The organism is Serratia proteamaculans (assembly GCF_013337185.1).
Lineage (GTDB): Bacteria > Pseudomonadota > Gammaproteobacteria > Enterobacterales > Enterobacteriaceae > Serratia > Serratia proteamaculans_D.
This window is the reverse complement of the sequence record NZ_SWDE01000001.1, coordinates 57,160-75,304: the sequence shown is the minus strand read 5'-3', so window position 1 is coordinate 75,304 and position 18,145 is coordinate 57,160. Positions and strand designations below refer to the sequence as shown.

Here is an 18,145-nt window from a genome sequence, read left to right as displayed (position 1 = left end):
GAATTTGCCATAGCTGCTATCCTGATAGTAAAAACATAAACAGGAGAAGTTGGCGATGACCGATGAATCAAAATTACCGCAGTTACTCGAGCACATGGTACTGAACCTGCGCATGCTGTACGCACGCTCAACTCTGGTAGAAAAAGCGCTGGCCCATATCATTGCTGGGAATGCCGACCTGAAGAGCGACATCATCAAGCAGTTACAGATAGTCAACGCCAGCAACGAGCGGGATAAAATCGATCTGGAAGAGGCGCGTATCCACCTGATAGAAGTGATCAATTCGGTTCCAACCAAAAAATAACGCCTGCTTTGGCCCGCGTATTTTGCGCGGGCCATCCAACAATAACGCACCTTCCAACAAGAACTCTTCGCGACAGCCTCAGTATGCTGTGATAACTATTGCTGTTAAAACCTGACAACGGGAGCAAGCATGAAACTGTTTATCTACGATCATTGCCCATTCTGCGTTAAAGCCCGCATGATTTTTGGCCTGAAAAATCTGCCCGTCCGCCTGGTCACCCTGCTCAACGACGATGAAGCTACGCCTGTCAGCATGATTGGCAAGAAAATGGCCCCCATTCTGCAAAAAGACGACGGCAGTTTCCTGCCGGAAAGCATGGATATCGTGCATTACGTCGATCAACTCGACGGTAACCCCCTGCTGACCGGTAAAACCAACCCGGCGATCGCCGACTGGCTACAACGGGTCGGTAGCTACAGCCTCAACTTGCTGCTGCCACGCTTTGCCAACGCGGATTTCGAAGAGTTCGCCACCGACAGCGCCCGTCAGTATTTTACCGACAAGAAACAAGCCTCGATCGGTGAATTTTCCACCCATCTGGCCGACAGTGCCGATCTGATCGCTCAACTGGAAGCCGATCTGCAGGTGCTTTCCGGGCTGATTGTTTCCCCTGAAGCCGTCAATGGCAGCCTGTCGGAGGACGATATTCATCTGTTCCCACTGCTGCGTTCGCTGTCGATCGTCGCCGGGCTTACGCTGCCGGATAGCGTCGAAGCCTATCGTAACCGTATGGCGCAGCGCAGTGATATTCCGCTGCTGTTCGATATGGAACAGTGATCCTCCGCAATAAGGATATAGCGCGCAAATGTTGAAAATGGTGCTGGTTACCGCCCGCGATCGGGCGAGACTGAAAGAAATCTCCGCGGTGCTGATCCGCTACGGCCTGCAGGATGTGATTCGCCTGCTGGGTCTGAGCACCCTGCTAAGCGGCGGTGAAGGCGGCGGTGAGCCACAAGATAACCAAACCTTGCCGCAACGCTTGCGCGCCGCACTGGAAGCGCTGGGGCCAACCTTCGTCAAGTTCGGCCAGATCCTGGCGACCCGCTCAGACCTGTTGGACTCAAGTTGGACCGACGAACTGGATCGCCTGCACAGCCAGGCGACAACCCTGGCCTGGAGCGAACTGGCACCGCATATTACCGCCGATTTGGGTGGTGACCCACACCAACTGTTCGCCGAGTTTGATGAAACCCCACTGGCCGCCGCATCGATGGCACAGATTTATCGCGCCCGTTTGCACAGCGGTGAAGCCGTGGTGATCAAGGTCTTGCGCCCTGGCCTGGCAAAAACCATTCACGCCGATTTGCGCCTGCTGGCCTATCTGGCGGAAACCGTGGAACAGCAAAGCCCGGCACTGGCCCGCTACCGGCCGCGCCAGATGGTACGTGCGCTGGCAACCGCGCTTAATCACGAGCTGGACCTGACTCACGAAGGCAATAATTGTGAACGGGTAGCGCAGCAATTTGCTCAACAGCCCGAGGTAGTAATACCGAAAATTTATTGGCAATGGTCGTCGAAACGTCTGCTGGTGCAGGAGTTTCTGCCCGGCATCGCGCCGGAAAATCCACAGCAATTGGCAACCGCCGGTTTTGATGGCCCGCTTCTGGCACGGCGCGGCGCGCAGGCCTTTATGAAAATGGTGCTGGAGCACCGGCTTTATCACGCCGATCCGCACCCCGGCAACGTGATGGCCCTGGCGGATAACCGCGTCGGCTTTATCGATTTCGGTATGGTCGGCCAACTTTCCGAACGGCGGCGTAATCAGTTACTGCTGTTGCTGCAGGCCATTGCCGAGCGGGAGTCCGGCGGTATCGTCAATACCTTGATCGCCTGGTCGGACAGCGATCCTCTGGATCTGCTGGATTTGGAACTGGCGGCGCAAAACTTTCTCGATAAGCAGGCTTCGGCAACCCTGACGCTGGGTAAGGCGTTAACCGACCTGCTGGTGATGGCGCGTGAACATCAGTTGGCGTTGCCGCCGGATCTGGTGTTGCTGTTCAAGGCGTTAATCACCGCAGATGGCGTGTTGCACCGGCTGGATCCCAACTTCGATATCATCGCCACCCTGAAACCCATGCTGCAACAGGTGATGCTGCAGCGTTATACCCCCGAAGCGGTGCGTCGGCGGATGTTGGCGCTGGGCGGTGAAGCACTGGACGCGGGTGAAGAACTTCCGCAAACCCTGCGTCTGCTGATGCGCCGACTAAAACGCGGGCAAATCAGTGCCGATATCAACCTCAAGAACATCAGCCAGCTAAGTCAGGCGCTGGAGCGGGCTGCCGTCACCCTGGCCATTGCCATAGTGACCGCCGCCTTCACGCTGGGTCTGGCGCCCTACCTGATGCAATCCTCGGTGCGGCTTTGGGGCATTCCGCTGTTTCCGGCACTGGGTGCGCTAGCCTGTCTGGGGGGCGTATTGTTGCTGGCATTGCGTTTGCGCCGCTGAGCAGTTTCGGCGTTATCCGATAGGTCGTGAGCAGTTTCCCGCGCATTATCAATATTATCCCATGTTCTGAAAGTGGCGCGGTATACTGCGCCCATGTCAATCGGGGCGGATAGATAGGCCCCCTACACGTGAGTACTTATGAAAAAAATTATGATGGGTGTGGCAGCCCTGGCATTTGTTGGCGCATTGGTCGGCTGCAATCAACTGACCCAATACACACTTAGCGAGCAGGAAGTGAACGATTACCTGCAAAAGCATAATGATTACCAGAAGCAGATCGGCGTGCCGGGATTACTCGACGCCAATATCGTTTTGACGCAGTTGCAGAGCCAAATTGGCCGTAGCGAACCGGGCAAAGTCACCCTTTCCGGCGATGCTAAAGTGAATATTACCTCGATCCTCGGCCCGCAGACTGCGGATCTGAAGCTGACGCTGAAGGCACAACCGGTCTATGACCGTGAGCAAGGCGCGGTATTCCTGAAGGACATGGAATTGACCGACTATAGCGTGCAGCCGGAGAAAATGCAGACGGTGATGAAGGCGCTGACGCCTTACCTGAATCAGTCGCTGAAATCCTACTTCGACCAAAAGCCGGCCTACGTGCTGAACCCGGATAACAGTAAAACCGAGGCGATGGCCAAGAAACTGGCGAAAGGACTGGAAGTGAAACCGGGCGAATTGGTGATCCCGTTCACCGACTAAGGCCCGTAGTTTGCAACAAAAAGCCCGCTGATAAGGCGGGCTGAGTATTTCCAGTCAGGTAACCCATACCGGCCCCCGCTGAAACTTGCGCTATTACTGTGGTTCGCTGTAGGTAATCTTGCCGGCGTTACAGTCCAGGACCACGTTATAGGTTTTATCCTGTTTGGTGCCGCGAACCGTTAAAGGAACCTGCCAGACGGCATCTTTACCGGTAATGGCTTCCGGGCTGATCCAGGCTATCGGGGTGGCCGTGCCCAGCAGCTTTTTATCAGCTTCCCAGCGCGTGATGCGGTTTTGCAGAAAATCGCGTTTCACCTGAGCGGCAACGTCCGCCGGTTGCAGGCCCGCGCATTGCGCGACTTTGGCGCTACGTTGCTCCTGCGCCTGCACCGTGGTGGTTAACCCCGCCATGGCCAACAGTGCTACCACCAAACTCAGTCCCGTTGTTTTCATATTCCCTCCAGTTGTGATTAACGCTATCCGCAGGCGCTGGCCCTTGGCTCACAACTGGTCTGGCTAAAGATCAGCGTTTGGCGAAGGTGATGACAAACAGCTCATCGAGCCCCGGATAGATTTCCTTGATCACCTGCTTCAGTTCGCTGAGCGACATATTCTCCTGCCGGGCATGCTGCTCGGTTAACCCGTCCAGGCGCACCGGTGTGACTGACAGCACTTCAATCTGGCAGAAAAATACGTTGTCTTCATTGCGGCTTACGCGCAATACCTCACCGGGCTGAAAGTGGGACTCACTGGCATCCCGAATGGTAATGGTCTTGCGCCCGGCCAGAATGTCTGGCTCAAAGCGACTGAAGAAAGTTATTCCACGGCTCATTCTAGATCCTTTTTCATCACATTGCCGCAACATAAGTCATTATGCTGCCTGCTTTTCTGACGCAGATCCCTCTTTAGTGGTAGCGACAGGTTTTTCCGTTTTCACTTTGGCGGTTTTCTTGGGTGCTTCTGTCGGCGCAGCGCCACGCAGAATTTGCCCCAGCACGTCTTTATTCTCCGCCAGGAAGAAGCTCAGCCCTTCACGCTGCTCATCATCCAGAGTCAGGGGTGACTGCTGCAGCCATTCACCGAGGCTATCCGCCAGATCCAGCATTTTGTCGTAAGCGTCGGCTTCTTTCTTGGTTGCGAAAGTCATCTTTTCCTCACCGTTTCTCACCACCACATATTTAACTTCTACGGCCATGTGTGCATTCCTCAAAGGTTAGAATACTGTATTTTTATACAGTATAAGGTGATTTTACGCAGGGATGCAAGCGCACCCCTGACGCGACTTATTTCAACAACCGCACCTTGCAGTTCTTACCCTTGATTTTGCCCTGCTGAAGCTGTTGCAATGCCTTGCGGGCGCTTTCCTTGCGGATCGCCACATAGGCATGCACCGGGAACATGTCGATCTTGCCCACTTCCGCCGCCGTCAGCCCGGCATCGCCGGTCAATGCGCCAAGAATGTCGCCTGGACGGATTTTGGCCTTGCGCCCACCGTCGATGCACAGGGTGACCATTTCGGCTTCCAGCGTGGTATTGCCCGCCCCGCTCAGCTCAGACACCGGTGCCCACTTAACCTTGGTTTGCAAATAGTCTTCAATGGCATGTGCGCGCGTCATTTCCTGCGGCGTACACAGGCTGATCGCCTTGCCACTCAAACCGGCACGGCCGGTACGACCGATACGGTGTACGTGAACTTCCGGATCAAATGCCAGCTCGTAGTTGACTACCAGCTCCAGCTCTTTGATATCCAGGCCGCGCGCGGCGACGTCGGTCGCTACCAGCACGCGGCAGCTGCGGTTGGCAAAACGCACCAGCACCTGGTCACGATCGCGCTGTTCCAGATCGCCATGCAGCGCCAGCACGTTAATGCCGCGAGATTCCAGCGCCTCATATACGCTCTGACAGTCACGCTTGGTGTTACAGAACACCACGCAGGAAGAAGGTTGGTAATGGCGAATTGCCGATACCAGCACTGCCGGGCGCTGATCGCGGGTGGTTTCGTAGAAGCGTTGTTCGATGGTGGTTTGTTCTTCACCGTCGTCCACTTCCACATTTAACGGGCTGCGCTGCACGCGTGCGCTGATGCGTTCAATACCGCTCGGATAGGTTGCCGAGAACAGCAGCGTTTGGCGCTGTGGCGGCGTGTAGCTGATCACGTCATCGATGTCATCGGCGAAGCCCATGTCCAACATACGGTCAGCTTCGTCCAGCACCAGCACTTTCAATTCGTCCAGTACCAGCGTTTTCTTGCGCAGGTGCTCCTGAATGCGTCCCGGCGTCCCCACCACGATATGCGGGGCGTGCACCAGCGAGTCAAGCTGCGGCCCCATCGGCTGGCCGCCGCACAGGGTCAAAATTTTGATGTTCTGGGTGAAGCGCGCCAAACGGCGCAGTTCTTTGCTCACCTGGTCGGCCAGCTCACGCGTCGGGCACAGGATCAGCGCCTGCGCAGCCACTTGGGCGACGTTAATTTTGTCCAGCAAACCGATGCCGAACGCCGCCGTTTTACCGCTGCCGGTTTTTGCTTTGGCACGTACGTCCTGCCCATTCAGGATGGCGGGCAGTGCGGCGGCCTGCACCGGTGTCATTTCGGCATACCCCAGTTCGTTGAGGTTGGCCAACTGTTCGGCTGGCAGCGGCAGGGAAGAAAAGGATACTGTGCTCACGGCGATAACTCTTTATGGCAAATGGAATGGCGGCGCGCTCAAGGCAGCACCGAATCAGCCGCAGATGATAACAGAGATAGGGTGAATTACGGATTTCACGCATAAAAAAAGCCACCCTGGGCAGTTTTTGGCCGCCATAACGGTGCCGGATGGCCTTCGGCTTCACACGCAAACGTTTTCGTATATACTACTGGCCCATTATCAGACCGCGTTAAACGCCACAGATCCAGGTACGAGACTATGTTAACTATTGGAACCGCCCTGCGCCCGTCCGCCACCCGCGTTATGTTGCTCGGCTCCGGCGAGCTGGGTAAAGAAGTGGCTATCGAATGCCAGCGTTTGGGCCTCGAAGTCATCGCCGTCGATCGCTATGCCGACGCCCCCGCCATGCATGTGGCACACCGCAGCCACGTGATTAACATGCTGGACGGCAACGCGTTGAAAGCCGTGATCGAGCAGGAGCGTCCTGACTATATCGTGCCGGAGATCGAAGCCATCGCCACCAGCATGCTGGTTGAACTGGAACAGCAAGGACATCGCGTGGTGCCCTGTGCCGAGGCAACGCGCCTGACGATGAACCGCGAAGGCATCCGCCGCCTGGCTGCCGAAACCCTCGGGCTGCCCACCTCCAGCTACCGCTTTGCCGATGGCGAGCAGGCTTTCCGGCAGGCGGTCGAGCAAATCGGCTACCCGTGCATTATCAAGCCAGTGATGAGCTCTTCCGGCAAAGGCCAGAGCCTGATCCGCAACCCGGAACAGCTGAAAAGCGCCTGGGATTACGCCCAGCAAGGCGGTCGTGCCGGTGGTGGCCGGGTGATTGTTGAAGGGCTGGTGAAATTTGATTTTGAAATCACCCTGCTGACCATCAGCGCAGTCGATGGCGTGCATTTCTGCGCACCGATCGGCCATCGTCAGGAGGACGGTGATTACCGTGAATCATGGCAACCGCAGCAGATGAGTGACCTGGCTCTGAGCCGCGCGCAGGCGATTGCAGAAAACGTGGTGAAGGCGTTGGGCGGTTTTGGCCTGTTCGGCGTTGAATTGTTTGTCTGTGGCGACGAAGTGATCTTCAGCGAGGTTTCACCGCGCCCGCACGATACCGGCATGGTGACCCTGATTTCACAAGACCTGTCAGAATTCGCGCTGCACGTGCGCGCTTTCCTCGGTCTGCCGATTGGTGCCATTCGCCAGTTTGGCCCTTCTGCTTCGGCGGTGATCCTGCCGCAACTAATCAGCAGTGACCTGCGCTTTAGCGGTCTGGAACACGCGCTGGTTGGCCACAATCAACTGCGTCTGTTCGGCAAGCCGGAAATTAACGGTCAACGTCGGATGGGGGTCGCGCTGGCTACGGCAGAAAATGTAGAGCTGGCGGTGGAATCAGCCAAACGGGCCGCCGCTGCGGTGGTGATTGAAGGTTAATACTTTGGGGCCGGTTTACCGGCCCCGACAACATCAATAGTTTTCGTCTTCTTCCGAGTCATCATCAGCCTGGTCATCCGGCCGTTCCTGATACTCTTCATCGTCGTCTTCGTCATCAAACATGACGCTGACCTGATCACCCTGATGTTTTTCGCGGATTTCCTGCGCGACGCGCGCGATGGCTTCACCACTGCTCATGCCTTGTTCCATCAACAGATGGATACGATCTGCAGCTTCCTGCTGCTCTAGATGACTCAGTGACGGCATACCTGCAAGCATGTGTTTCTCTCCGGCAAAATGGAGGCTGAGTATACGCCTTAAACCGACGGATCCCAACGCCTGTTATTCAGTAGCCTGCAGAGAATGAGGATCGCCATGTCGCCACTGCTTCAGGCGGTGAAGCCAGAGAATAACGTGCCATCCCTGTTTGAGGCCGCGGGCGTTATCAACCATCGCCCGATCGATACCAAGCTGAAAGAACTCATCGGTAATGCGGCACTGGGCCGCCAGCTCGGGTTCACGGCGAATGCTGTGACAAATACCCAGGGCTTCACGGGTAATCTGCCAGTGGAAGGCTGGGCGGATGTCAATTTTATCGGCATAACGCCGATTCAACGCCACCAGCATGGCGACTATTTTCATGTAATGGCGCTGATACTCGACGTTTGCCTTGCCCGTACGGCGACGGTTGCTGATCGATTGACCGTGCACCCGCTGGCGATACAGCGCTTTGCTAAGGTATTTCACCCGCTGTGCATTAAACATCACTTCAGTAGTCCAGGGAATATCCTGATGATGCAAACCCGGTTCGAAATACAACCGGTGCTGCTTAATGAAATCAAGGCGATATACCGCCAGCCAGACCACATGAATAAACTTTCTTGATTTTAACGCCCGCTCCAGCCATTGCACGCCGCTAATAACATCGGTATCCCCCAATCGCTTTAGCGGAATAATCGGCTGCAGTTCATCCTGGTCGGTGAAATAACGTTCGCCATTACACTGCATGACATCCAGTTGGTTTTGTTCGGCTAATTCAACCAGCGTTGAATACATTTCAGGTGCCAGTAAATCATCGGCATCAGGGAACGCCACATATTTCCCCCTGGCAACCGCCAACCCCGCATTACGCGCGCAGGATACCCCGGCATTAAGCTGGTCAATCACGGTAATATGCGAGTATTGCTGCGCATAGCGGTGGGCGATATCGCCAGAGCCGTCGGTGGAACCATCATTGACGATGATAACCTCAAGACGACGCTCTTTCTGGGCCAGCAGTGACGCCAGAAACGGCTCAAACAGTTCACCCACGTTGTGCAACGGGACAATAACACTTAGCATTAGGGGCATAGGCAGCTCTTCGCAAAAAGTAACGAATGAATATTTCTGTTTTTAAAAATATCAGGGTGCATTTAAATTAAATAAGGCACTTGCCCATCGACAGAGTCACAGGCATAAATGCGTCTTGTTACCATTTATATTTTAAGATCTGTACTTTCACAGATGAGTGATAACAAGCAAAAACAATAACTGAATGAAACTAATAGTGAAATTTAGGATTTGAAATTGAAATCATCGAATCCAAGAATTATCTTAACCGTTCAATGATGTAGTTTTTAACATATTGGATTATAGCCAAAGTCGCAAAAAATGCTTCATTTGCAAAATTGTTTACTCATCGTTTATGTGAAGTGTGCTTATGCGCCTGATGCCAGAGCATGCGTCAGCCGGTTGAATATGGCAGAATAGCGGTCAGAAACCGCCGCCCCGCCAGTCAGGTTTATTGAGGCCCATGAGCACAATCGCACCGAATCTTAAGTCTTTACCCTACACCCGCACCGCCCTGCTGGAGCTGTTTGCCCCACTGGCCTCACAGCCTTGGGCGATGTTGCTGCATTCCGGTTTTGCCGAACACTCACATAACCGTTTCGATATTCTGGTGGCGCAACCCTGTGCAACCCTGACCACACGCGGCCCCGTTACCGAGATCCGTCGCGGTGAAGAACACTGGTCGTCGCCGGAAGACCCTTTCCGCCTGATACAGCAGCAGTTGGAACAACAGAACTTGCAGCCGGAGGTTGATACCTGTCTGCCGTTTCTGGGGGGCGCCCTCGGGTTGTTCGGTTACGATTTGGGCCGCCGGGTAGAAAAACTGCCGCAGTGGGCACAGGCAGATATCACGCTGCCGGATATGGCGGTCGGTATTTATGACTGGGCGTTGATAGCCGATCATCACCAACAAACGCTGACGTTACTCAGCTATGGTGATGGTGAACAGCGCTGGCAGTGGCTCCGCAATCAGCAGCCTGCGCCCCGACCGCCATTTACCCTGACCAGCCCCTGGCAGGCCAATATGACGCGGCGGCAATACGGGGAAAAGTTCCAGCGTATTCAGCATTACCTGCGCAGTGGGGACTGTTATCAAATCAATCTGGCGCAACGTTTTGCTGCCGATTATCAGGGCGATGAATGGCAAGCCTTTCAGCAATTGAGCGCCAGCAACCGGGCGCCCTTCTCAGCCTTCCTGCGCCTGCCGGATAACACCGTGCTGAGCGTTTCACCCGAGCGTTTTTTGTGGCTGGAAAACCAACAGATTCAAACCCGCCCGATCAAAGGCACGCTGCCGCGGCTGGCTGATGCCGGGCAGGATGCGCAACAGGCGCAACGTTTGGCAAACTCCAACAAAGACCGCGCAGAGAACCTGATGATTGTCGATCTGCTACGCAATGATATCGGCCGCGTCGCCGAACCGGGCAGCGTCGAGGTTCCCGAACTGTTCGTGGTCGAACCCTTCCCGGCAGTACATCATCTGGTCAGCACCATCACCGCCACTCTGCCGCAATCCACTCCGGCGACCGAACTGTTGCGCGCCTGCTTCCCTGGGGGATCCATTACCGGGGCGCCCAAGGTACGAGCAATGGAAATTATTGAAGAGCTGGAGCCGCAGCGACGCAACGCCTACTGCGGCAGCATTGGCTATATCAGCGCCTGCGGTACCATGGACACCAACATCACTATCCGCACCTTGATCACCGAAAACGGCCGTATTTACTGCTCTGCCGGGGGCGGTATCGTTGCCGATAGCCAGGAACAGGCGGAATATCAGGAAACCTTTGATAAGGTCGGCCGCATTCTGCCGCAACTGGGGGAGTTTATCGCTTCGTGAACCAACCCACTTATCCGGCCTCGCTGGCGGCCTTTATCAGCCGCTTTCAGCTGCAACTGCCACAGGCCTCGCAGATTTCACATAACGTTCGTCCGGCCGCGGTGTTGATCCCGATTATTTGCCGCCCCGAACCCACCCTGTTGCTGACCCGCCGCGCCGACTCGCTGCGCAAGCACCCGGGCCAGGTAGCATTCCCAGGCGGTAAAACCGATGCTGAAGACGGCTCGGCGATTATCACCGCCCTGCGTGAAGCTCAGGAAGAAGTGGCTATCCCACCGCAAGCCGTGACCATTCTGGGTCAACTGGCCCCTCTCGACAGCAGCACCGGTTTTCAGGTGACCCCGGTGGTTGGCTTGATCTCACCCGATGTGCAATTTTTCGCCAATGAAGATGAAGTGGCCGAGGTTTTTGAAATGCCGCTGCACGAAGCACTGACGCTTTCGCGCTATTATCCGTTGGATATTCACCGTGCCGGTCATTCACACCGCATTTATCTGTCCTGGTATCAGAGCCAATTTGTCTGGGGATTGACCGCCGCCATCATTCGAAGACTGGCACAACAGGTCAGCATTTAACGCCAATAATGTGAACCTCATCACAAGCCAAACGGTTACCTGCGCAACAGGCGTGGGTAAAGCGATCGGCATCACTTCATTGGTTTGCTTTTTAAACTACCTTTCTGGCTATCAGAGTTTTAAAAAAACTGTAAACCCTCTCTTCAACCTTACGAAATACCTGTAAAATAGCGCAGTCCGGAATAAACCACTATTTCAGCAGGGTTTAAGCCGGCCGCGTTCAGCAACGGAAGCTGGCGCGATTGCCATTAACCGAGATTAGGCAACGGATGTTCCACGAACGGCCGAATGCCTGCGGCAATCAGTAAAAAACTAACACCAAGGATTATTTTATTTCATGCGAAAAAGGCAGCCAAACCCGTGCGGCCCTTTTACAATATCGCAGTTCCCTGCTCGGTTTTTAACCGCTGCAGCCATAACAATATGCCTCTAAGGAGTTTTAGCGTGATTAGCGTTTTCGACATGTTTAAGATCGGCATCGGCCCGTCCAGCTCTCATACGGTTGGACCGATGAAAGCCGGCAAACAGTTTGTCGACGATCTGGTAAATCAAGGCCTGATGCCTTCTATCACGCGTGTTGCCGTAGATGTTTACGGCTCACTCTCATTGACCGGTAAAGGTCACCATACCGATATCGCTATCATTCTCGGCCTGGCGGGCAATATGCCCGACACCGTTGATATCGATAGCATCCCGGGCTTTATTCGCGATGTAGAACAACGTCAACGCCTGATGCTGGCCAACGGCCTGCATGAGGTTGATTTCCCGCGTGACGGCGGCATGGTTTTCCGTAGCGACAATTTGCCGCTGCATGAGAACGGCATGCAGATCCACGCCTTCGCTGGGGATAAACAAGTTTACAGCAAGACTTACTACTCACTCGGCGGCGGTTTTATCGTCGACGAAGAGAACTTCGGTAAAGCCGACGCACACGAGCTGAGCGTCCCTTATCCGTTCAGTTTTGCTCGTGATATTCTCGCCCACTGCCGTGATACCGGGCTGTCGTTTTCCGGCCTGGTGATGCAGAACGAACTGGCGCTGCACAGCAAGCAGGATATCGAAACCTACTTCGGTAACATTTGGCAGACCATGCGCGCCTGTATCGATCGCGGTCTGAACACCGAGGGCGTACTGCCGGGGCCACTGCGTGTGCCACGTCGTGCCTCCGCGCTGCGTCGCATGCTGGTGTCTTCCGACAAGCTGTCCAACGATCCGATGAACGTAATTGACTGGGTCAACATGTTCGCACTGGCGGTCAACGAAGAGAACGCGGCCGGCGGGCGAGTCGTCACCGCGCCGACCAACGGCGCCTGTGGCATCGTCCCTGCCGTACTGGCTTACTATGACCACTTTATTGAATCCGTCAGCCCGGATATTTATATCCGTTACTTTATGGCAGCGGGCGCAGTAGGCGCATTGTACAAGATGAATGCCTCTATCTCCGGTGCCGAAGTGGGTTGCCAGGGTGAAGTGGGCGTGGCCTGCTCGATGGCCGCAGCCGGCCTGGCCGAACTGCTGGGTGCCAGCCCGGAACAGGTTTGCATCGCGGCAGAGATCGGCATGGAGCATAACCTGGGGCTGACCTGTGACCCGGTTGCCGGCCAGGTTCAGGTTCCTTGCATTGAACGTAATGCCATTGCTTCGGTGAAGGCGATCAACTCAGCGCGTATGGCGCTGCGTCGTACCAGTGAACCACGTGTCTCGCTGGATAAGGTCATCGAAACCATGTACGAAACCGGCAAAGACATGAATGCCAAATATCGCGAAACCTCTCGCGGTGGTCTGGCGATCAAAGTGCAGTGTGACTGACCCTCTAACCCCGCCTTCGCGGCGGGGTTTTTCTTGCTGTAACCTTCGGCTAATCAAATCATTAATGCCATTTGGTGACAATGTCACACAAAATATTCAAAACCCCGTCCCCCTATCCCACAGTTAACCAACAATTTAGCCCTCTGTTTCACCAAATTTAAATAATTTACTGGGTTAACATCACTCTTGTATAACGACAGGCTAGAATTAGCCAAGTATCATTTAGGACAGTTTGGCCTGACGGTGATTCTGGGCTGGCTTACCGAACAAGGATTTAGCGATGTTGATGACCCAACTTGCCGTGACCAAATACCGCTATTACCGTTGGCTACTCGCCGGGGCGGTCGGGTTGGCTATTCTGCTGTTATCGCTCTACACCCGTTATTATCAAGAAATTGGCACTATTGAACAAAACCGGCAGGTGCTCGCCACCCGCACCGTCGCCAAGATTAACGATCTGCTGACACCGGCAAAGCAACAGGCCGAGCGATCCATGCCGCTGCTGGACTCATCCTGTGAGGCCGTGATGCCAACGCTGCGTTTTCGCGCAGCGCAAAACCAGGCCCTGCGGGCCATGCTGCTGGTTAAAGACGGGGTTATTTACTGTTCCAGCCTGTTTGGCACCCGTAAGTACGTTTTCAGCGCTATTTTGCCCAGCGTAGCAAACGATGGCGCGAAACTGGTGTTGCGCCCTTCACTCTCTGTCGCCAAAGGCGTGCCGACGCTGATCATGTGGACTCCAACGCAGCCTGATAACCACAGTAACGGCGTGTTGCACGTGTTCAATATTGAGCTCTTGGCGAACTTCCTGCTGGAACCTCAGGAGCCCTACGCACAACGAGTGGTGCTGAACGTCGGCAACTACAGCCTGGAATATGGCCGCCGGGAAATCTTGCGCAGCGACACCCTGACAAGCGACCTGCGCTATACCGCAAAATCTACCAGGTATCCGTTCTCTATTTCACTGTTCGGCCCTCAGGCCAGCATGTTGGCGCTGGCGGCGCTGCCGCGCCATATCCCACTGTCGTTGCTGATCAGCCTGCTGGCGGCCTATGTGGTGTATCTGCTCACCGCTAACCGCATGAGCCTGTCGTATCACATTGGCCACGCCATTTCCCACCGCGAATTCCGCGTTTACTGTCAGCCGATCATCAATGCTGAAACCGGCCGCTGTGTCGGGGTTGAGATGCTGCTGCGCTGGAAAAACAAGCGCCAGGGCTGGATCTCTCCCGACGTGTTTATCCCGCTGGCGGAGCAGCATGGTTTGATTATCGCCCTGACCCGTTACCTGATGAACACCGTGGTGGAAAACCTGCAGTTGTTCCCGCCACGCCCGTCGTTTTATATCAGCATCAACGTTGCGGCTGAGCATTTCAACGGGGTGACCATTATCGATGATATCCGCCGCCTGTGGCTTCCCGCCCATCCGATGCCTTCGCTGATGCTGGAGTTGACCGAACGTACCGCCCTGTCGGAAATTCAGTATGAGCAAATCAAAACGCTCAAGGAAATGGGCATCATGTTGGCCATCGACGACTTTGGTACCGGACACAGTTCGCTTAGCTATTTGAAAAAACTCAGCCCTGACGTGTTGAAAATCGACCGTGGCTTTACCGCCGCCATTGGTACCGATGCGATTAACGCCACCGTCACCGATACCATTATTACTCTGGCGCAGCGGCTGAAATTAAGACTGGTGGCTGAAGGAGTGGAAACTGCCGAACAGGCAGATTATCTGCGCTCGCGCGAGGTCAATGCATTGCAGGGGTTCTATTTCGCCAAGCCGATGCCAATCAATGTATTTCCACTGTGGTTACAGCAGTATGAGTCACGGTTGCGGTCGGTAAATCAGCGGGAAGAGCAGCGGAAGGAACAGGAAAGCAAGCCGGAGGCGTGATGCCTCCGGCCCGTAGGTTACTGGTGCTCCTCGTCGTGAGGCTCAACTTTGGTAATACGCACCAGTTCAATGCGGTACTCGGACACCGCAACGACTTCGAAACGCAGCCGGTTAAGCTCCACCGTTTCACCCACCGCCGGCATTTGGCCGTAGTGGGACAGCAGGAACCCCGCCAGGGTGGCGAAGTCCGCCGTCGGGCTGACCAGATCGTCGCAGTTCAGCGCCTGCTCCAGTGAGTGCAGATCGGCGCCGCCCTTCACCAGCCAACTGGCGTCTTCCACCACGATATCCGGCGTTTCATCCTCGTCCGGGAATTCACCGGCAATGGCTTCCAGCACGTCCAGTGGCGTGACCAGCCCCTGCACAACACCAAATTCATTGGTAACCACCACCAGACGTCCCTTGGCACGGCGCAATACCGCCAGCAGGTTAATCACGTCCATGGTGTCCGGTACCACAATCGGTGGCGTACGCGCGGCAAACTCGGCGATATCCTCACCCCGCTCTACCGCCACCAGCAGATCCTTGGCACGCACCACGCCGATAATTTCATCCAGCGAGTCGCGGCAAACCGGGAACAGGCTATGCGGCGTATCCAACAGTTGTTCACGCACCTCTTCACGGGAACGGTCGCAATCCACCCATGAAATATCGGTGCGCGGCGTCATCACGCTTCGCAGTGAACGTGAAGCCAGCGTCAACACACCGCTGATCATATAACGTTCTTCCTCGGCGAAGGTTTCATTCACCGGCAGCGGTGCCGCTTCGTCCGTCTGCTGCGCGCGCTGCTGCCCCATCAGGCGCATGATCGCCTCTGCGGTACGCTCACGCATCGGGCGATGAGCCTGATGTTTGATAAAGTTACGGCGGGCAATTTGGTTAAACAGTTCGATCAAAATCGAGAAACCAATCGCGGCGTACAGGTAACCTTTAGGAATATGCAAACCAAAGCCTTCGGCGATCAGGCTCAGGCCGATCATCAGCAGGAAGCTCAGGCACAGCACCACAATGGTCGGGTGCGCATTGACGAAGTTGGTCAGCGGTTTGGAAGCCACCAGCATCACCACCATGGCGATGACAACGGCGGTCATCATCACCGGCAGGTCGTTCACCATGCCCACCGCGGTAATGACCGCATCGAGTGAGAACACCGCATCAAGGATCACAATCTGCACCACCACCGCCCAGAATTTGGCGTAGCCACGGTTGGCGCCATCCTGGTGCGTTTGCCCTTCCAGCCGTTCGTGCAGCTCCATGGTGGCCTTGAACAACAGGAACACACCACCGAACAGCAGGATCAAATCACGACCGGAGAAGCTGAACTCCCCGACGCTAAACAGCGGCGTGGTCAGCGTCACCATCCAGGAAATGACCGACAACAGGCCCAAACGCATAAACAGCGCCAGCGACAGGCCGAGTATGCGTGCTTTATCACGCTGCTTCGGCGGCAGTTTATCGGCCAGAATGGCGATAAACACCAGGTTGTCGATACCCAGTACGATTTCCAATACCACCAGTGTCAGTAACCCGGCCCAAATTGAGGGGTCCATTAAAAATTCCATATCAGACTCCGAAAAAAAGACAGGATGGCCGAGCGGTGCTCAGGCGTGACGATGCCGACGCAGAAAAGGCGCGGACAGAAATAGCAAGATATCGGGATTGCAGTACCGGGGGATGGCCGAGCGGCCGTGTGATTTGTACTACGCCAGCAGGTGGCGGGTGGAACCTTGAAAAACAGTAACTTCGGTGACAGTCCATAGGGTGGGCTGAGGCCCTTCACTCCTAAATATGAAAGAAGAAATACTCTAGCAGGAATTTTTTTGCCGGCAAAGAAGCTTTTTTACCTTCTGCATCGTCTTGTAACAGCTCTGTTGTTTAATTCCGCAAACACCGGGTTAGGAGTAATCCGAGCGCTCAATAGCAGAGCAATGTCACAAAATTTATTTTTTCACTCACTAAAATAAATGGCGCTGACGTGGATTCACGCGCACAGGCTTTTGAAACTGCGCGAGAAATGTTAACGGCGGGTTTCCAAATTTCTACCATAATGTATCTGAACCACGGAAGTGACCACCAGCAAGAAAATGAACTGAACAAACACAATCCGTGCATGAAGTTCAATGAGGAGGTAGCGAGTGGCAATAGCTATTATCATCGGCACACACGGGACCGCAGCAGAACAATTGCTGAAGACGACGGAAATGCTATTGGGCGAACAGGATAACGTCGCTTTTATAGATTTCGTCCCCGGTGAAAATGCCGAAACGTTAATCGAGAAATACAAGGGTAAAATCAGCGGGCTGGACACCAGTGGTGGCGTCCTGTTCCTGGTAGATACCTGGGGCGGCAGCCCGTTCAACGCGGCCAGCCGCATCGCCGTCGATAAAGAGAACTATGAGGTCGTCACCGGGGTTAACATTCCGATGCTGGTGGAAACGTTCATGGCACGAGACGACAACCCTGGCTTCGACGAACTGGTCGCGCTGGCGTTGGAAACCGGCCGTGAAGGCGTGAAAGCGCTGAAAAAACCAGCCGAAGAGAGTGTTAAGCCCGCGGCACCACAAAGTGCTCCCACCGCAAAACCCGCCGCCCCTCAGGCGCCGCTGGGTCCCAATGACCATATGAAAATCGGCCTGGCCCGTATCGATGACCGTCTGATCCACGGTCAGGTCGCGACCCGCTGGACCAAGGAAACCGACGTCAGCCGCATCATCGTGATCAGTGACGAAGTCGCCGCCGACCACGTTCGCAAAACCTTGCTGACCCAGGTTGCCCCTCCGGGCGTCACCGCACACGTGGTCGACGTGGCGAAAGCCATTCGGGTGTGGAACAACCCGAAATATGCCGGCGATCGCGTGATGCTGCTGTTCACCAACCCGACCGACGTCTGGCGTTTGGTGGAAGCCGGCGTGGATATCAAGTCGGTAAATATCGGCGGCATGGCGTTCCGCCAGGGCAAAACCCAGGTGAATAATGCCGTCTCGGTTGACGAAAAAGATATCGAAGCGTTTAAGAAATTAAACGAGCGCGGTATTGAATTGGAAGTTCGTAAAGTCTCGTCCGACAGTCGGTTAAAAATGATGGACCTGATTAACAAACTCAATTAATGGCGACAGCCAATAATTATTTTACTCAGAGATCTTTGGTCATAGGAGAAGTGC

Annotated in this window: 17 protein-coding genes; 10 read left to right on the top strand and 7 right to left on the bottom strand. The window is 55.0% G+C overall.

What is annotated here, in order from left to right; genetic code table 11:
* The first annotated feature begins 55 nt into the window (after window positions 1-55).
* From FCL49_RS00410 to FCL49_RS00395, 4 genes are all read left to right on the top strand, one after another.
* The gene (locus tag FCL49_RS00410) at window positions 56-304 is read left to right on the top strand and encodes a hypothetical protein (RefSeq protein ID WP_153860077.1); all 249 of its coding nucleotides are present in this window, start codon (window positions 56-58) and stop codon (window positions 302-304) included.
* A gap of 129 nt (window positions 305-433) precedes the next feature.
* Window positions 434-1,081 (top strand): glutaredoxin 2, encoded by a 648-nt coding sequence (grxB, locus tag FCL49_RS00405; RefSeq protein WP_174351976.1) that lies wholly within the window; start codon window positions 434-436, stop codon window positions 1,079-1,081.
* Between the two features lie 28 nt (window positions 1,082-1,109).
* The gene (locus FCL49_RS00400) at window positions 1,110-2,750 is read left to right on the top strand and encodes an ABC1 kinase family protein (RefSeq protein WP_174351975.1); all 1,641 of its coding nucleotides are present in this window, start codon (window positions 1,110-1,112) and stop codon (window positions 2,748-2,750) included.
* A 138-nt stretch (window positions 2,751-2,888) separates the two neighbouring features.
* Complete coding sequence (locus FCL49_RS00395; RefSeq protein ID WP_174351974.1) at window positions 2,889-3,452, top strand: lipoprotein; 564 nt, start codon at window positions 2,889-2,891, stop codon at window positions 3,450-3,452.
* 93 nt (window positions 3,453-3,545) lie between these two features.
* Here FCL49_RS00395 and yebF read toward each other — a convergent pair whose 3' ends face one another.
* The 4 genes from yebF to dbpA all read right to left on the bottom strand — a co-directional run bounded on the left by yebF (window position 3,546) and on the right by dbpA (window position 6,118).
* Window positions 3,546-3,905 carry a protein YebF gene (gene yebF / locus FCL49_RS00390; protein ID WP_174351973.1) on the bottom strand — a complete coding sequence of 120 codons (360 nt, stop codon included), beginning with the start codon at window positions 3,903-3,905 and terminating at the stop codon, window positions 3,546-3,548.
* Between the two features lie 70 nt (window positions 3,906-3,975).
* The gene (yqfB, locus tag FCL49_RS00385; protein WP_174351972.1) at window positions 3,976-4,284 is read right to left on the bottom strand and encodes a N(4)-acetylcytidine aminohydrolase; all 309 of its coding nucleotides are present in this window, start codon (window positions 4,282-4,284) and stop codon (window positions 3,976-3,978) included.
* 39 nt (window positions 4,285-4,323) lie between these two features.
* The gene (locus FCL49_RS00380) at window positions 4,324-4,647 is read right to left on the bottom strand and encodes a YebG family protein (RefSeq protein ID WP_174351971.1); all 324 of its coding nucleotides are present in this window, start codon (window positions 4,645-4,647) and stop codon (window positions 4,324-4,326) included.
* A gap of 88 nt (window positions 4,648-4,735) precedes the next feature.
* Window positions 4,736-6,118, bottom strand: a complete 1,383-nt coding sequence (dbpA, locus tag FCL49_RS00375) for an ATP-dependent RNA helicase DbpA (protein WP_012145528.1) — start codon at window positions 6,116-6,118, stop codon at window positions 4,736-4,738.
* A gap of 240 nt (window positions 6,119-6,358) precedes the next feature.
* Here dbpA and purT point away from each other — a divergent pair, with 240 nt between their 5' ends.
* Complete coding sequence (gene purT, locus FCL49_RS00370; protein WP_174351970.1) at window positions 6,359-7,537, top strand: formate-dependent phosphoribosylglycinamide formyltransferase; 1,179 nt, start codon at window positions 6,359-6,361, stop codon at window positions 7,535-7,537.
* Between the two features lie 33 nt (window positions 7,538-7,570).
* Here the strand turns inward: purT and FCL49_RS00365 are convergent, their stop codons facing one another.
* Both FCL49_RS00365 and FCL49_RS00360 read right to left on the bottom strand, forming a co-directional pair.
* A complete protein-coding gene (locus FCL49_RS00365; RefSeq protein ID WP_012145530.1) occupies window positions 7,571-7,816 on the bottom strand; it encodes a YoaH family protein in 246 nt (81 codons plus the stop codon).
* 63 nt (window positions 7,817-7,879) lie between these two features.
* Window positions 7,880-8,887, bottom strand: coding sequence for a glycosyltransferase (locus FCL49_RS00360; RefSeq protein WP_174351969.1), 1,008 nt, complete (start codon window positions 8,885-8,887; stop codon window positions 7,880-7,882).
* Between the two features lie 442 nt (window positions 8,888-9,329).
* Between FCL49_RS00360 and pabB the strand changes: the two genes are divergently transcribed.
* The 4 genes from pabB to FCL49_RS00340 all read left to right on the top strand — a co-directional run bounded on the left by pabB (window position 9,330) and on the right by FCL49_RS00340 (window position 14,984).
* Complete coding sequence (gene pabB / locus FCL49_RS00355) at window positions 9,330-10,703, top strand: aminodeoxychorismate synthase component 1 (protein WP_174351968.1); 1,374 nt, start codon at window positions 9,330-9,332, stop codon at window positions 10,701-10,703.
* Window positions 10,700-11,278, top strand: a complete 579-nt coding sequence (locus FCL49_RS00350; RefSeq protein ID WP_174351967.1) for a CoA pyrophosphatase — start codon at window positions 10,700-10,702, stop codon at window positions 11,276-11,278. Before pabB ends, FCL49_RS00350 begins: the two co-directional genes overlap by 4 nt.
* A gap of 444 nt (window positions 11,279-11,722) precedes the next feature.
* Complete coding sequence (gene sdaA, locus FCL49_RS00345) at window positions 11,723-13,087, top strand: L-serine ammonia-lyase (protein WP_135316912.1); 1,365 nt, start codon at window positions 11,723-11,725, stop codon at window positions 13,085-13,087.
* A gap of 280 nt (window positions 13,088-13,367) precedes the next feature.
* Window positions 13,368-14,984: an EAL domain-containing protein gene (locus tag FCL49_RS00340; RefSeq protein ID WP_174351966.1), complete on the top strand. Its 1,617-nt coding sequence runs from the start codon at window positions 13,368-13,370 to the stop codon at window positions 14,982-14,984.
* 17 nt (window positions 14,985-15,001) lie between these two features.
* Here FCL49_RS00340 and FCL49_RS00335 read toward each other — a convergent pair whose 3' ends face one another.
* A complete protein-coding gene (locus tag FCL49_RS00335; RefSeq protein ID WP_012145536.1) occupies window positions 15,002-16,546 on the bottom strand; it encodes a TerC family protein in 1,545 nt (514 codons plus the stop codon).
* Window positions 16,547-17,119: 573 nt separating this feature from the next.
* On the opposite strand from FCL49_RS00335, the gene manX reads away from it, so the two are divergent.
* A complete protein-coding gene (gene manX, locus FCL49_RS00330; protein ID WP_012145537.1) occupies window positions 17,120-18,091 on the top strand; it encodes a PTS mannose transporter subunit IIAB in 972 nt (323 codons plus the stop codon).
* Window positions 18,092-18,145: the final 54 nt, after the last annotated feature.

Coding starts and splice junctions, on each gene's coding strand:
- pabB (WP_174351968.1), top strand. CDS start 9,330: ATGAGCACAATCGCACCGAATCTTAAGTCTTTACCCTACACCCGCACC.
- FCL49_RS00335 (WP_012145536.1), bottom strand. CDS start 16,546: ATGGAATTTTTAATGGACCCCTCAATTTGGGCCGGGTTACTGACACTG.
- yqfB (WP_174351972.1), bottom strand. CDS start 4,284: ATGAGCCGTGGAATAACTTTCTTCAGTCGCTTTGAGCCAGACATTCTG.
- purT (WP_174351970.1), top strand. CDS start 6,359: ATGTTAACTATTGGAACCGCCCTGCGCCCGTCCGCCACCCGCGTTATG.
- FCL49_RS00380 (WP_174351971.1), bottom strand. CDS start 4,647: ATGGCCGTAGAAGTTAAATATGTGGTGGTGAGAAACGGTGAGGAAAAG.
- grxB (WP_174351976.1), top strand. CDS start 434: ATGAAACTGTTTATCTACGATCATTGCCCATTCTGCGTTAAAGCCCGC.
- FCL49_RS00365 (WP_012145530.1), bottom strand. CDS start 7,816: ATGCTTGCAGGTATGCCGTCACTGAGTCATCTAGAGCAGCAGGAAGCT.
- FCL49_RS00360 (WP_174351969.1), bottom strand. CDS start 8,887: ATGCCCCTAATGCTAAGTGTTATTGTCCCGTTGCACAACGTGGGTGAA.
- FCL49_RS00395 (WP_174351974.1), top strand. CDS start 2,889: ATGAAAAAAATTATGATGGGTGTGGCAGCCCTGGCATTTGTTGGCGCA.
- FCL49_RS00400 (WP_174351975.1), top strand. CDS start 1,110: ATGTTGAAAATGGTGCTGGTTACCGCCCGCGATCGGGCGAGACTGAAA.
- FCL49_RS00340 (WP_174351966.1), top strand. CDS start 13,368: ATGTTGATGACCCAACTTGCCGTGACCAAATACCGCTATTACCGTTGG.
- FCL49_RS00410 (WP_153860077.1), top strand. CDS start 56: ATGACCGATGAATCAAAATTACCGCAGTTACTCGAGCACATGGTACTG.
- yebF (WP_174351973.1), bottom strand. CDS start 3,905: ATGAAAACAACGGGACTGAGTTTGGTGGTAGCACTGTTGGCCATGGCG.